The following is a 14,428-nucleotide window of genomic DNA, read 5'->3' on the forward strand; positions in this document are numbered from 1 at the left end:
GCTGCCTGCACGCCATCAATGTTATCTTGATGGCGTGCAGGGTATAGCGTTGAGTGCACTTGGGTCGTTCGTCAATCCGTCTTTTGCGCCAACACCCGCTCTACAGTGTCAACAATTGCCTGGGTCTGAGGGTCGATCTCAATATTGATTCTGTCTCCCAGCTTGCGCCATCCCAGGTTGGTGCGGGCCAGAGTCTCGGGGATCAGGTTGACATTAAACTGGTCTGCTTCAACATCGCCTATGGTCAGGCTGATGCCATCGATCCCAATATAGCCTTTGGCGAAGATATATTTGGTTTGCGCCTGAGGCAGCCTGAACCAGACTTGGTGGTTGTTTTCGCTTTCGACCACTTGAGTCACCTCTGCCGTGCAGATGATATGACCGGACATCTGGTGACCTCCAATCTCATCCCCAAAACGGGCAGCCCGCTCGAAATTGAAACGGTCACCGGTCTTCAGTTCACCCAGGTTGGTGACCTTCAGGGTCTCCTGCATCAGATCGAAGCTGACCAAATCACCATCGATAGTTACCACCGTCAGACAACAGCCGTTGTGGGCGACTGACGCGCCCGGTTTCAACTCCTCAAGTTGATCAGCAGGCATGCGCACTTTGTGGGTGCGGAAATTATCCCTCTGTTGAATCTCGACGACTTCAGCCGTGCCTTGAACAATGCCTGTAAACATAATGTGCTTAAATAATCAGGGAAAAATGCATCATAGCATTGAGCTGCTTTGGGATGACAGGTCAGGCAACATTACTGATCGGGGTGGATTCGCTGCGGAAACTATCAAAGATATGGCTGGCTAGGCAGTCAATGGCGGGACTTCGGGAGTGGGGTGGGCGGAGGAGAGAGATTACCGATTCGGGTAATCCGGGAAAGCCCTCTTGAACCTCCAGCTCACGCATCTTGTCTGACAGGATGCTTCGAGTTAGTACAGTTACTCCAAAGCCCGGTACCGACAATAGCTTCAATGCCGGTGATACTGGGGCTGAAGTAAGCGATCCGATAGGGTATCTCGTGCCTGTCCAGAGTTTTAATGGCCTAGGTCCTGATAAACACACTTAAGGTCAACCAGAAATACCTTCTGGTGCCTGGAGCTAACGTAGCGTAGCGAGTTGCGTATTTGGTAAACAATCTCAGTCTCTGGAAATATTGTTTGTATCGCTTCTGGAAAGCCTGTCAGACTATCCACGGAAACGATCAGGATATCGTTCACCCCCCGATTTTGCAAATCACTCAGTACGCCCAACCAGAAATCAGCGCCCTCACTTTCGGACAGGTATAACCCCAACACTTCTTTTACTTTGTAGTGAATTGCGTCCAGCCAAACAAGAAAGGATAATGCGAATCCAGTGGGCGCTGTTGCTAGGCTTTTACAGTATCGATTATTTTGTCGGTTATCGCTCTGATTGCTGCGGTAGAGACCGAGATGCCATAGAGATCATGGACAATGTTCACTGATATCGGAATAACTCAAGCCCCGGCCATACATCGACAAGATCCTGGTTTCAATCTTATCGCTGATACTGGTTTGATGCTTCTTAATAATTTGGGGCTCAAATGTACCGGCCCGGTCACGGGGCGTATTCAGGTCAATACGGCCCTCGCTTGTTTTAAGTGTCTTGCGGGACTTGTCGTTCTTGCGGTTAGACACCACATCATCAGCAATATAGCTTTCCAGCTCAGCTTCAAGAGCAGCCTCGGTGAGCTGCTTTAGCAACGGGGCCAAAACACCCTCTTTCCCGCTAATGGCCTGCCCTGGCCGAACGGCCTTTAGGGCTTTAAGGGCTTTAAGGGCTGAGTTATAGTCAAATCTAGTGTTTAGCCAGTTGAATCAAGCGGCGACCTAATCAACGCGCCTGCATACATCAACAAAAAGGTATCACAACCTACGCTACAGCCAGTGATTCCTATGCTTTCTTTAATCTGCTAACCGGCCCAGAGTTTCTCAATCAAGTCGAATCATTGCTACCGGAACATCGGGAAAGGCTGTTTCCGCCAACAGAGACGCTATCGATGTTTCTGGCTCAAGCAATGAGTGCTGATCGCTCTTGCCAGAACATAGTTGATGCTGCAGTCAAACGATTGATGGGTGAGCTGCCAATCTGTAGCACGCATACGGGAGCATACTGTCTCGCGCACGGAAACGGCTGCCATTGGACATGGTCTCTACGCTAGCCCGTTACACGGGGCGTATGATGACTGAGCACACCCCAGATTCCTGGCACTGGCGGCGGCGACCGGTCAGACTGGTGGATGGCGCTACCGTTACGTTGCCCGATACAGAAGAGAACCAGACTGTCTATCCTCAACCCCGTAGCCAACAACCCGGATTGGTGCCGGGTGGTTGGTATCGTCTGCCTCGCCAGCGGTGCTGTACTTGATGCAGCATTGGGACCTTGTCGCGGAAAAGGAAGCGATGAGCAGTCATTGCTTAGAGCCATGCTTAGTACCTTGGACGCTGGTGATATCTTTCTGGGGGATGCTTTTTATGCCACCTATTTTCTGTTGTGTGCTCTTCAGGCCAAAGGAGTGGATGGCGTTTTCGAGCAATATGGTTCACGGCGGCGCAGCACGGATTTTCGCCAAGGAGAGCGTCTGGGCCCGCGAGATCATCTTATCGAAATAGACAAGCCAAAAGTCAAACCCGCCTGGATGAGTCAGGCAGAGTATGATCAAACCCCCGATAGATTGAAAGTGCGGGAGTTGCGTGCTGGCGGTAAGATCATGGTGACAACACTACTTTGCTCAAAAAGTACGAGCAAAGCCGCCCTGAAGGCACTCTATCGGAACCGTTGGCAGGTAGAGTTAGATATACGCAACATCAAGACCACTCTGGGAATGGAAACATTAAGTTATCGCACACCGGAAATGGCGGAAAAAGAGCTGTGGGTCTATCTTTTGGCTTACAACTTGATCCGTTTACTGATGGCTCAGGCGGCATTACTGGCTGACATCATTCCTCGACAACTTAGCTTCAAGCATACTTTGCAGCTATGGATTGTGTGGCAAAAAAGCGGTCGTTACGACATCGATAAAATTGAGGGCCTTTTTATCCTCATTGCACCGCAGCAGGTTGGAAAACAACCGGGACGTATGGAGCCGCGAGCTATAAAACGAAGACCCAGACAATTCCCGCTACTTACCAAACCAAGGGCTATTGCACGAGAGAATATTCGGAAAAATGGCCAACCCAAAAAACTTAAGTAAGCAGCATTCCATTCAGTGCTGATTTCCAATGACCGATCGGCATTGTCCACTTTTTCGATGCGGCCTGGACTGCCAGATGGATGACCTTCTTCGCCGAGTCATCGGTTGGAAACAACTTCCGCTTTTTGATCGCTTTGCGAATGATGCTGTTCAGTGACTCAATGGCGTTGTTCGTGCAGATCACTTTTCGTTTGTCCTCCGGGTAGTTGAACAGCGTGTTGAGATTCTGCCAATGGGCACTCCAGGAGCGGCCGATCAGGGGGTATTTGTTGTCCCATCGGTCAGAGAATTTATCCAACGCCGGTAAGGCTTCTTCCCCGGTGATGGACTGGTAACTCTTTTTCAAATCAACCGCCACAGGCTTGTAGTCTTTCCAGGGCACCTACTTCATCGAGCTTCCGTAGCATATGCATAATACTGAATAGCCCCCATGACTTTAGACCACTCCGCTATTCACTTTGAAACGGTCTTCGCACTGCCGGGGCGACAGCAAACCGTTTGTACCATGTCTGCGTGTCGAGTTGCAAAACAATTCAATGTAATTAAAAATATCTTCTCTGGCTTCCCCTCTGGTTTTGTAAATTTTACGGCGTATGCGCTCTCGTTTAAGTAGCTGGAAGAAACTCTCAGCCACCGCATTATCATGGCAATTACCTCGTCGGCTCATGCTCGGTTACGGAAAGCCCTCTGGATATTTCTTCACGTTCTTCCAGGCTGAGAGCATTTTGAGATCGTTTCCGAACTGAAGAGCAATACCCTCAAAATAGTCTTAGCACACCAAAAATTGATCCAGGCTGTTTTTCGAGGGCACGGCCTATATCACTAAGTGATTCTCCCTTCCGTCAACGTGACCATAGTTCTTGTTTTTGATCATCTGTGAGTCCAGGTCTGCCAAGTCTTGCCATCACATAATCCCCATAAATTGATCATTGAGTATAATGTGTTGCATCAACCCATTGAATCTACAATGGCATTGTTTGCTATTGAACGGGGTCTTAGCCAAAGGCGAGCAAGCTGGCTTTGTACGACACCGCGATCGGGGCTTCACTATGGGGTCCTAGGGATTTTCCCTCGTAAACGGACATAAACGGCTAGATCCCTTTCCCCGCCTACGTTTCCCGAGAGGGGTACTTTTCGATTTCCGAACATTTTAGGGTAATTTGGCTAGAATCGTGGCCTTTAGGTAACGATTATGACCACAGAGAAACGACTCAAGATCCTCACCGAAGCGGAAATTGTTGACTTGTTCGGCCCGCCAGCACTCAATCAAAACGATCAACGATTCTTCTTCACACTCAATGATATCGAATTGGCCCAGTGCCAGAAGATTCGCAGGCGTGATCAACGCTGCATGTTCGTTGTGTTGCTCGGCTACTTTAAAGTGAAGCCCATTTCTTTGAGTCCCGGCTACCACCAGATCAAGCATGATATTAAATATGTCTGCTCAGAAGTGTTTCCCGGTTCCGGTCTGAGTCCCTTCAATCTAACTCAAAAAACTCGTGTGCGTATCTATCATCGCATATACGAATTAACAAACCATCAACGCTGGGAGAACGAACGGCACAGCGCCGCGCTGACAATAGACCTTCGCGAACACGCACAAGCATGGGCTCAACCGCGAGCGTTGTTTGACAGGGCTATTGAATACTTAGCGGCACAAAAAATTAGCATTCCTGGGTACTCAGTTTTGCAAGACTTGATCAGTGATGTCGTCAGTGCTACCAACGATCAACTCATTCGCCAACTCGAAGACCTCATCTCTGTTGACTTGACTTCTATGTTGTCTGACTTTGTCGAAGGCAATGACCCACTGACTCTACGGCGGTTAAGAATGGCGGCTAAGAACATTACAAGGAGTGAGTTGCAAAAAGAACTCGCCGTACATCAGCACATTCAATCTTGGATGCTAGAAGTCGATGAGGTTTTAAGTCAGCTATCAATATCGTTGAAGAATCAGCAGTACTTTGCTGAAAGAGTGACTTACTATGGTGCCAAACTAAAACGCCAACCTGTTGGTTATCAACGCCTCTACTTGTTGTGCTATTTGCAATCGCGTTGGCAACAGGCACTGGAACGAATAGCCGATGGCTTTGTTCATCATCTTTTTCAAAGAAAACAGAAAAGCCAAAATATACGCGAGAGAATCTGTTTATCAAGACTGGCAACGAGCTGCGAGTAACGTCAGTAAAGCGGCGCAAGTGTTGCGTCTTTTTATCGACGACAGAGTAGATCAACAACAACCGTTTGGGGCGTTACGGCAGCATGCTTTTAAACTTCTAGCGGCGAAAGATCTGGAATCCGTTTGCCTGTTTTTGAATGATCAAAAGCGATCGGTTGAAGAGGCCACGTGGCAGTACTTCGATCACCGGGTGAGCTTACGAGAAGGCTTACTTCGTGATCTATTCCTGTGCTTGCACTTTGAAGGCGGTGAAAAAACACAGCGCCTGGCAGCTACACTGCATCGTGCGCAGCGTGATCTTATCGCCGATGGTGAAATCTCAATCGGCGCAATGGATAGCCGCTTGCCTACCAAGAAGCAATTGTCGTTCATGCAAGACTCGAGCGGCGTGATGAATAAAGGTCGGTACGAATGGTTCCTTTACTTGCAAATCCCCAATCGGTTGAATGGCCAGCTCACACTGCCAAATGTGTTTAAATACAGGGCTTTGGAGGCTGATCTAGTCAATCGTGAGCGATGGACAGAAGAAAAAGACGCGCTATTAGAGCGCACCCAGTTGCCTAAATTAGCCGCCAATCCCAACAAACTCATTGACCAAATGGCCAAAAACCTGGGTGTTAGATTACAAGAAGTGAGTCACTATCTAGAACACGATGACAACCGAAATATTATCCTGAGAAACCCCAAAGGAAAGCGCCATTGGCGCTTACCCACGGCCAACAAAAAGTACTTGGTCAATAATCCGTTCTTCCAGCAACTACCCACGACTGGCGTTGCCGATGTGTTGCGAATGGTCGATCGCGACACAGGCTTCCTTGATGACTTTAAGCATGTACTGGGTGCACAGTCGAAGAGCCGAGCACACGAGTATGACCTGTTGGCTATCTTGGTGGGCAACGCGACCAACCAAGGCATTTATGGTATCGCTCAAATATCCGATCGCACTTACGATCAGCTCAGCACCATTCAGGCGAACTATCTGAGGTTAGAAACACTGAACGCAGCCAACGATCGCATCAACAACGCAACGGCTAAGCTTCCGATCTTCAAGCACTACAATATCCAAGAAGATGTTATCCACGCCAGTGCTGATGGTCAGAAGTTCGAATCCCGGCGTGAGACATTTAAAACACGTTACTCGTCAAAATACTTTGGCACGCAAAAAGGCGTGTCGGCCATGAGCTTGATCGCCAATCATGCGGCCATCAATGCTCGTGTGATCGGTGCTAACGAGCACGAGTCCCACTACATCTTCGATCTACTGATGAACAATAGTTCCGAGATCGTGCCAGACGTACTGTCTACCGATACGCACGGAGTCAATCACATCAACTTCGCATTGCTAGATCTCTTTGGGTACAGCTTTGCTCCACGCTATGCTCAGGTGGGTCGTGTCATCAATGAGATGTTCGATGTCAAAGAAGACAAGGATAAGAAAATCCAATTGAGTCTGAAAAAGCCCATCAACACCAAGCTCATCGCGGCTCACTGGGATACTATACAACGGATCATGATCTCACTTTATGAACGCAAAACAACGCAAGCGACATTGGTTAGAAAGCTCTCAGGTTACAAAAGCAGCCACCCGTTACTCGGGGCACTAACGGAATACAATCGTATGGTGAAAGCGAATTATTTACTCAACTACATCGATGACGTCAGTCTGCGCGACTACGTTCAGCGAGCACTCAATCGAGGCGAGGCTTACCACCAACTGCGTCGTGCAATCAGCAACGTCAATGGTGATCAGTTCCGCGGCAGCTCGGATGAGGAGATCCAACTGTGGAACGAATGTGCTCGCCTGGTTACCAACGCTATAATCTACTTTAACTCGGCCATACTCAGTCAGTTGCTGACTAGCTTTGAATATCAGAAGGATGATGAAAAAATCCAGATCGTCAAATCAAGCCTCCCCAGTTGCCTGGTACAACATCAACCTGAAAGGCACCTACAACTTCCAAATGAGTGGGAAATTGCCGGATCTGGACGAATTAATGAGCTCAATCGACGGTTATAAGCCTGTTCAGGAAAAGTACCCACATCCGGAAACGTAAGCAGGGCATGGGATCTAGCCGTTTATGTCCGTTTACGAGGGAAAATCCCTAGGACCCCTTACTGAACCATGCCTGTAATGTCGCCGTGACAGAATGGCACTGGCTGAAAGAAAACCCGTTCGGGTTAGTGAAGCAGCCGAAACCAGCAAAACCTCGGTCCCGTGTCATCACTCAGAAAGAGGTGGAAATGATACTGCATACCTGCGGCTACGGATCAGGAACACTGACAGCACAAGTGGGTGACGTGATGCTATTCGCCTTGGAGACCGCTATGCGTATCGGTGAGATATGCGGGCTAACCTGGGAGCATGTTCACGCGCGGTATGTCCATATTCCGGAGACCAAAAATGGGACCACCAGAAACGTGCCTTTATCTAGTAAGGCCAAGGTCTTGTTGTCAGATCAGACAAAAGAAAATCCGGTATTTGGCATGAATACCGCTCAGGCAGACGCGCTGTGGCGAAAGTGCCGGGACAGAGCGTTAATTAAGAATTTACACTTCCACGACACTCGTCGCACCGCTTTGACCAGATTAGCCCAAAAATTCAGCGGTCACCGTGATTTGAGAATATTGCAAAACGTGTACTACCAACCAACTATTGATGATCTTGCAGATAAACTAAATTAATCATTTACTTCTCCCAGTGCTATAATAACCCCGGCACCGCGCCAGGATGGCAAAACCAGAATGGAAGCTCGCCCCGCACCACCGACCTGCAACCCCGCTCGGTGGTGCTTCATTTTGCTAGGTGCAATTTTTGCCAACGTTAGCTAATGAGTCTACAGGCTTATTATGAATATCTTCATATTCTGGTACAGCAGCAAGTTTCTGCCAGCGCTTGGCCTGGGTGTCCGAGATATTTGCGGATTCTTTGGTTTCGGCAAATTCAGATTTTTCTTGTTCTGGACGGTTCACGCTAACCTCACCAGAAACCTTTTTCCCGTTTAGCTGGCCTTTTGTTCCGTTACCGCGCTTCATTTCAGACATCATCTGCCCGGCCTTACGCTCTGCCCTGACTCTGATTTCTGTAGCCTTGCGCTCTGCAATAGCTGTGCACATTGCGTCATAGAGAATCAGGAATCCATCGCCGTACACTCCCATGCCTGCCTCTGTCGGCTGGTTAGCCCATCGCGCATAGATTCGATCTCGATTCGCAAATCATGGGGTCCAACGCCGCCAAAATCTGCTTGGCGGGCCACTTCGGTATAGGTCCAACTAGTGCCAGTCATGCCGTTTTCGGTGTGCATCAGCGTCGGCCCTGTGGTGTCGTAAATTCTGACGGTATACGTTGTCCCAGGTTCTGGGCCTATATCGACCTCGGTCTGGTTAACCAGATACGCGGTTTGTAGGATTCGGTCCCGGTGGCTCCAGGTGACCGCTATATCTCCGGTGGTGCTTACAGGGTATCGTGCGGCATTGAGTTTGATGTTGCCCGGCGGATAGGGTCGCTGATAACGATTGTCGAGCGTGAGGTACAGTGCCGTAGCGCTGCCGATATCCAGCGTACCCAATGTGGTAGTAGGCAGCAATTTTAGCGTGGCAAACTCAGCATCTACCCGCTCAGTACGATCAAGCCCCTGCCAGCCATCGGCGAACCAGATTCGTGAACTATCGGCATGCTCGACGGGGACCGTGTCCAGTATGCCGCGATCGATAGTGATCGTTCCGGCCGCTATGTTAACGCCCCGGATAGCCACGCACTCAGCACCGATATAGGCAAAACTATCTATCTCAATCTGGTCCAGGTCGATGCCGTTTTTGATACTTGCCACCTTGTCTACCAGGGCATCAATGACCAGGTGATCATCTAATTCGGCGGTGGGACAGCAAAACCCCTGGCTCACATAAATATATTCGGAACCGCTGATAAGGCTCTGAATTTGATAACTGAACGTGTCCTCACTCGGCCTCACCGCCTGGGATATGACGAAACCGAACTCTGGACCGAGTTGCGCGATATCCGCCGGCGAAACATTCATCTGCACATCCCAATATCCGGCCTCCATCAACTGTTGATAGGCGGCGGCGGCCGGTGGGTTATTGGGCGATACCCATCCAGAGGGTTGTGGGGCAACATAGCTGGTGTCGGGCAATGCAAAAACATCCTCTATTGCATCAATCGCAATACGCCCGTCGGTCAGCTCACCGGTGTCGATGTTGGTCACTCGGTACACCGCTGTATTGATGCCCAGTTTTGCCCAGGAAAATTTAAAGGGATCACCGCGCCCCAGATCCCACCCGGCGCGGTTGACGGTGATGCGTAAACGGCTGAGCGGTGATGCTGCAGCCCGCAGATCACGCAGTGCGATCCGGGCGGCCAGGTCGGCATTGGATATTCCCGGATATTGCACGGTTTGAGTGACCACCCCGCCCTGAATCTGGATATTGCCGATATCGTGAACGGTGATGGTTTTGTCGGTGTTGTCGTCCCGGTCTCGATAGACCACGCTGATCTCGTTTGCATCAGGGATTTTTACTACAGAATACCCAACACGTGAGAATACCGCCCCTCCACCCCCTCTCTTACCGTTACCTGAAGCCTCTCTCCCAAGCCTACGCCCTGCAACAGCGATCATGGACTCCAGTTCACTCGTGGTGAACATCAGCTGGAACCCGATCTTTCTTCAGGAATTTACGGATAGCCGCATAAACCCGCTTCATTACGCTGTTCCGGATGCCTTTCTCAGCCATCACGGCAATAACCTCTGCCGCTGCAGCGTCCTCTGATAGTCCTTCGTATCGACGATCCACTTCTGCTGCAATCTCGTTGATCCGCTTGCCGCCTACTCTCTTCAGGAGATTGACTTTTTTCAGGATACCCTGGAACTCATTGCCCAGCATCGCCTCCATGGAATAATGCCCAACAGCCTCATGGGCCAGGACACGCAATGCGTGTCGTTTGCTGGTGATTGCATTGGCTACCAAGTAGATCTGACCGGTACCCGGGTCATAAGCACCGTCAACATGCTGCCCGGCACTCTCCTCCTTTATGTATTTAGGAAGACTGGCAAAGGTATCCACAACCATGACTTCAGGACCGGACTGCCATTTGAGCTGAACTGGCGCAATCGCCTGCTCGACCTCGGAAACGGGAATGCCCTTTGATTTATTCTCTCGTGATCCATCCGGTCCAGAATTAAATCAGAGGTTCCCTAAAACAGTCACTACTCCTTCAGCACAGTATTGACGGGGTAATTGAGTCAAAGATCCAAATCGAGTAGTGGATTCTCCTCATACTTGGCAATGATATTAACAGCAGATTTCCATCGCGGATCGAGCCGCATCTCCTCATGTCCTATTGGTTTGCGTCCATGCATTCTGGACAGTCTTATCTGCCCGGTTGGATTGCTGTACGCGGAGAGTGACTCAAGTACCCGGACGGCACCTTTGTGATTATTGCAGACCAGCACCATATCGCAGCCCGCTGCCAGTGCAGCATCTGCCCGGTCAGGATAATCACCGACCCCTCCTGCTGCTGCCATGGTAAGGTCGTCGCTAAAGATCACGCCTTGGAACCCTAGTCGCTTTCTGAGTACATCCTGAAGCCAAAAATGCGAGAAGCCAGCAAGCTCATTTGCAGATTGTTCATATATGACATGGGCCGGCATGATCGCTTCCAGCCCGTATTTGATCATTCTTTGGAAAGGAATAAGATCTTCCATCATGATATCTTCCGGCCTCCGCCTGTCCACCGGCAGTGCCTCGTGAGAATCTTCCAATACACCGCCATGTCCGGGGAAATGCTTGCCAACGGCGGCCATGCCGGCATCGTGAACACCCATCATCCAGGACTGGGCCAGTTCAGTTACAACCATTGGCATGCCATTGAATGCTCTGTCACCGATCACTTGGCTTATGCCACGGTTAAGATCCAATACAGGTGCAAAGCTGAAATCGACTCCCACTGAACGCAGTTCAGTTGCCATCAACCAGCCAACACTCTGTGCAACGCTCCTGGCCTGTTTGGCGTTCTCATCATGGAGTTTGCCGAACCAGGCCGCCGGGGGTAGTCTGGTAAAACCTTCTTTGAATCGCTGTACCCTTCCCCCCTCCTGATCCACAGCGATAAGAAGTGAAGGCTCTCTCAATGCGCGGATTTCAGAGACCAGTGCAGTTACCTGTTCAGGTGACTCAAAGTTTCTGCTGAAAAGGATAATTCCACCAGCCGCCGGGTGTTGCAGCATCTCTTTTTCTTCAGTAGTCAGGCAGGTACCTGACAGGTCCAGCATCAACGGGCCATGACTCATAGATATTTTTTCCTAAAAATTCCGTGATCTATTTCGGAAATAGATGTGTTTTCGGTATAGTAATACACCTGTAATTTATACAGAAGCGGAATGGATAATGAATGCTACATCTTTTAGCCCTGATTCTAGTCATAAGTATCGCCATAAGGTTCTGACCCAAAGCATCATACACACAATCTGGACAGCGGCAATAAATGAACGGGTATTTTTTGCGTAGCGTGTTGCAATACCACGTCAGCGTTGAAGATGCAGAAACTCATTCTCAACCAAATGTCTCATTTTGTACAAGTGAATAGATGTGGCCGGTCTTCATTATATTTCCTGATCCAGTTTTCAGTAATTTCTCTTTACCAAACCCAGGGCTATTGCGCGAGAGAATATTCGGAAAAATGGCCACCCAAAAAAACTTAAGTAAGTAGCATTCCCCTAACGCCCCACATTGGAACAAACTCAAAACGCCGCCTTGGCAGCGCATCGTAACCCCGGTCTTCTACTGCCACACTCAGAGCAGGTGGGGCGACTGTTTCTGCGAGGATGAAGCTCTGCCTCGACAGTTGATTTCTTCGTGCCATCTGCCCAGTGGACCTCTCCGTACACAAAAGAATTGAACTTTTTGACCCGATTAAGAATAGTCTTGAGTTGCGTCCTCTTCATCATCTCAGAGTTAAGGAGCGGGATGCCCTTTCCCTAACTGAATCTGTGAATTGTCATCAGTGGTGTACTATCCCTCTACTCCACAAATTTTCCTGAAGAGGCGAAGTTTTAACCTCTGTAAAAAAGCGATCCGCCCAATGACAACTGAATGTTGTCAATCAGGCGCGCCTTACCCAGATAGACGGCAGCAAGTATTACCAGTGACTTGCATGATTCATCCGGTTCAGATAGGTCTTCGGCTGACAAAATATGGAAATAATCGGGGATAAACCCTGCCGCCGCCAGATGACTATTGGCCATCTTCTCCATTTGGTCAAAATCACCGGCACCACGCCTGAGAGCATCTCCGATTTCATTCAATGTTTTGTAGAGTATCGGCGCTATGGAACGTTCCCGCTCAGTCAGATACCCGTTACGGGAACTGCGGGCCAATCCATCCACTTCCCTGACTGTTGGCACACCAATGATTTCAACCGGCATGAAAAGATCCTCGGTCATCCGCCGAATCACTATCAGTTGCTGAAAATCCTTTTCGCCAAACAGTGTCAGGTCTGGCTGAACTATGTTGAACAGTTTACAGACAACCGTTGCCACGCCAACAAAGTGTCCCGGCCTGGATTCACCGCAAAAAATATCTGAAATACCCGGCACTTCAACCCGGGTCAACTCCGCCTGGGGTTTCCGATAAACTTCCGATACAGGCGGCATGAACAGCAGGTCTGCATCCACAGAGATCAACTTATCGGCATCCTCAGTCAGCGTATTGGGATAGGATTCATAGTCCTCCCCCTCGCCAAACTGCAGCGGATTAACGAAGATTGAGACAATGACACGATTGGCCAAAGTGAGGGCTCTTCTCACCAATGACAAGTGCCCTTCGTGGAGATTGCCCATTGTTGGAACCAGTGCGATCTTATCACCTCTGGCCCTCCACTCCGCCACCTGCTCCCGGAGGTCTAAAATGGTCTCAATGGTAATCATTGGAAACTATGATCTGAGTCGGGAAAACTCCCTGCCTTGACCTCTTTGACATAGGCCGTCAATGCATCTTGCACGGATTTGTTTCCCTGAAGAAAATTCTTTACAAATTTCGGTGCCTTTTTCGGCGTGATACCCAGCATGTCATAAACCACCAGCACCTGGCCATCGCAATCGGGGCCGGCACCAATTCCGATAACCGGTATAACCAGCGCTTTGCTGATCTTCGCTGCCAGCGAGGCTGGAACGCATTCGAGAATCAGCATCTGAGCCCCAGCTTGCTCAAGCGCCAGGGCATCCTCCTTCATAAGCATGGCGGACGCTTCATCTCCTCCTTGGACACGATAGCCACCTAGTTTATAGACGGATTGCGGCAAGAGACCAAGATGGGCACAAACAGGTATTCCATTCTCCGTCAGCTGGCGCACCGTTTCCAACTGGGTGGCGCCACCCTCCAGCTTAACCATGTGGGCGCCACCATCTTTCATCAGACGCCCTGCCGTTCCCAGGGCCTGATTTGCCAAGCTGTAACTCATGAATGGCATATCAGCAATCAACAGCGCGTTACGACGCCCCCGAGCGACACACCGGGTGTGATAAACCATCTCTTCAACCGCCACGGGCAGGGTGCTCTCCTGCCCTTGAATAACCATGCCTAATGAATCCCCGATCAAAATCACTTCGATGCCGGCATTCTCCAGCAGGGCAGTAAAACTGGCATCGTAACTTGTCAGCACAGCGATTTTTTCGCCCTGCTTCTTCATTTGTATCAATGTTGCTGTGGTCACATAAGACATGGTGCTCTCCCAAACAACCTATTCACAATTCGCCGGTAAGGTAAGGCTGATTTTGTGCAGTGCAATATTATAACAACAGCGGCGCTGGACTAAAGTAATGTTTTCCCCTGCACAGCGTACAGATCTGCTCTAGCAGCAGCTGATAATCTGTATCGCGCCTCCACTTGGGTTGATCTCAGAGGCGTTGATAATCAGCGGAGGAGACCGATCACAACGATAGAAAAAGTCAGTATGGGCATTATGTTAAACACACTGAAAACTGACCCACCTAATACCAAGCCAGATTGTAGTTCATAACTTGGATTTT

The 14,428-nt window shown here is 49.7% G+C and carries 8 protein-coding genes and 7 pseudogenes; 3 read left to right on the forward strand and 12 right to left on the reverse strand.

Going from position 1 to position 14,428, the window contains the following annotated elements:
* Positions 1-71 precede the first annotated feature (71 nt).
* Positions 72-683: a riboflavin synthase subunit alpha gene (locus tag MN084_RS09790; protein ID WP_241086547.1), complete on the reverse strand. Its 612-nt coding sequence runs from the start codon at positions 681-683 to the stop codon at positions 72-74.
* Between the two features lie 366 nt (positions 684-1,049).
* Positions 1,050-1,751 (reverse strand): annotated as a pseudogene (locus MN084_RS09795) (transposase); the annotation flags it as partial.
* A gap of 83 nt (positions 1,752-1,834) precedes the next feature.
* On the opposite strand from MN084_RS09795, the pseudogene MN084_RS09800 reads away from it, so the two are divergent.
* Positions 1,835-3,211, forward strand: a pseudogene (locus MN084_RS09800) (IS4 family transposase).
* Here MN084_RS09800 and MN084_RS09805 read toward each other — a convergent pair.
* The 3 pseudogenes from MN084_RS09805 to MN084_RS19650 all read right to left on the reverse strand — a co-directional run.
* Positions 3,204-3,593, reverse strand: a pseudogene (locus tag MN084_RS09805) (transposase); the annotation flags it as partial. The pseudogenes MN084_RS09800 and MN084_RS09805 sit on opposite strands and share 8 nt — an antisense overlap.
* Before the next feature lie 54 nt (positions 3,594-3,647).
* A pseudogene (locus tag MN084_RS09810) lies at positions 3,648-3,881 on the reverse strand (IS3 family transposase); the annotation flags it as partial.
* A 7-nt stretch (positions 3,882-3,888) separates the two neighbouring features.
* Positions 3,889-4,116, reverse strand: a pseudogene (locus tag MN084_RS19650) (IS30 family transposase); the annotation flags it as partial.
* Positions 4,117-4,403: 287 nt separating this feature from the next.
* Here MN084_RS19650 and MN084_RS09815 point away from each other — a divergent pair.
* Both MN084_RS09815 and MN084_RS09820 read left to right on the forward strand, forming a co-directional pair.
* Positions 4,404-7,444 (forward strand): annotated as a pseudogene (locus MN084_RS09815) (Tn3 family transposase).
* 85 nt (positions 7,445-7,529) lie between these two features.
* Complete coding sequence (locus tag MN084_RS09820) at positions 7,530-8,072, forward strand: tyrosine-type recombinase/integrase (RefSeq protein ID WP_241086546.1); 543 nt, start codon at positions 7,530-7,532, stop codon at positions 8,070-8,072.
* A gap of 117 nt (positions 8,073-8,189) precedes the next feature.
* Here MN084_RS09820 and MN084_RS09825 read toward each other — a convergent pair whose 3' ends face one another.
* From MN084_RS09825 to panB, 7 genes and pseudogenes are all read right to left on the reverse strand, one after another.
* Positions 8,190-8,546: a hypothetical protein gene (locus MN084_RS09825; RefSeq protein WP_330178002.1), complete on the reverse strand. Its 357-nt coding sequence runs from the start codon at positions 8,544-8,546 to the stop codon at positions 8,190-8,192.
* Complete coding sequence (locus MN084_RS09830) at positions 8,519-10,048, reverse strand: phage tail protein (protein ID WP_330178003.1); 1,530 nt, start codon at positions 10,046-10,048, stop codon at positions 8,519-8,521. Before MN084_RS09830 ends, MN084_RS09825 begins: the two co-directional genes overlap by 28 nt.
* Complete coding sequence (locus MN084_RS09835) at positions 10,032-10,472, reverse strand: hypothetical protein (RefSeq protein ID WP_241086543.1); 441 nt, start codon at positions 10,470-10,472, stop codon at positions 10,032-10,034. The genes MN084_RS09830 and MN084_RS09835 overlap by 17 nt, the downstream gene beginning before the upstream one ends.
* A gap of 173 nt (positions 10,473-10,645) precedes the next feature.
* On the reverse strand, positions 10,646-11,692 hold the full coding sequence (gene nagZ, locus MN084_RS09840) for a beta-N-acetylhexosaminidase (protein ID WP_241086542.1): 1,047 nt from the start codon (positions 11,690-11,692) through the stop codon (positions 10,646-10,648).
* A gap of 129 nt (positions 11,693-11,821) precedes the next feature.
* Positions 11,822-11,980, reverse strand: a pseudogene (locus MN084_RS09845) (IS5/IS1182 family transposase); the annotation flags it as partial.
* Positions 11,981-12,454: 474 nt separating this feature from the next.
* The gene (gene panC / locus MN084_RS09850) at positions 12,455-13,327 is read right to left on the reverse strand and encodes a pantoate--beta-alanine ligase (protein WP_241086541.1); all 873 of its coding nucleotides are present in this window, start codon (positions 13,325-13,327) and stop codon (positions 12,455-12,457) included.
* Positions 13,324-14,121, reverse strand: coding sequence for a 3-methyl-2-oxobutanoate hydroxymethyltransferase (gene panB / locus MN084_RS09855; RefSeq protein WP_241086540.1), 798 nt, complete (start codon positions 14,119-14,121; stop codon positions 13,324-13,326). Before panB ends, panC begins: the two co-directional genes overlap by 4 nt.
* Between the last annotated feature and the right edge of the window lie 307 nt (positions 14,122-14,428).

Origin of the sequence: Candidatus Vondammii sp. HM_W22 (genome assembly GCF_022530855.2) — a bacterium.
Taxonomy (GTDB): Bacteria; Pseudomonadota; Gammaproteobacteria; order Chromatiales; family Chromatiaceae; genus Vondammii.

Bases quoted from the DNA above. Each gene is read 5' to 3' on its own strand.
- MN084_RS09790 (WP_241086547.1), bottom strand. From the start codon at position 683: ATGTTTACAGGCATTGTTCAAGGCACGGCTGAAGTCGTCGAGATTCAA.
- MN084_RS09825 (WP_330178002.1), bottom strand. From the start codon at position 8,546: ATGGGAGTGTACGGCGATGGATTCCTGATTCTCTATGACGCAATGTGC.
- MN084_RS09830 (WP_330178003.1), bottom strand. From the start codon at position 10,048: ATGTTCACCACGAGTGAACTGGAGTCCATGATCGCTGTTGCAGGGCGT.
- MN084_RS09835 (WP_241086543.1), bottom strand. From the start codon at position 10,472: ATGGTTGTGGATACCTTTGCCAGTCTTCCTAAATACATAAAGGAGGAG.
- nagZ (WP_241086542.1), bottom strand. From the start codon at position 11,692: ATGAGTCATGGCCCGTTGATGCTGGACCTGTCAGGTACCTGCCTGACT.
- panC (WP_241086541.1), bottom strand. From the start codon at position 13,327: ATGATTACCATTGAGACCATTTTAGACCTCCGGGAGCAGGTGGCGGAG.
- panB (WP_241086540.1), bottom strand. From the start codon at position 14,121: ATGTCTTATGTGACCACAGCAACATTGATACAAATGAAGAAGCAGGGC.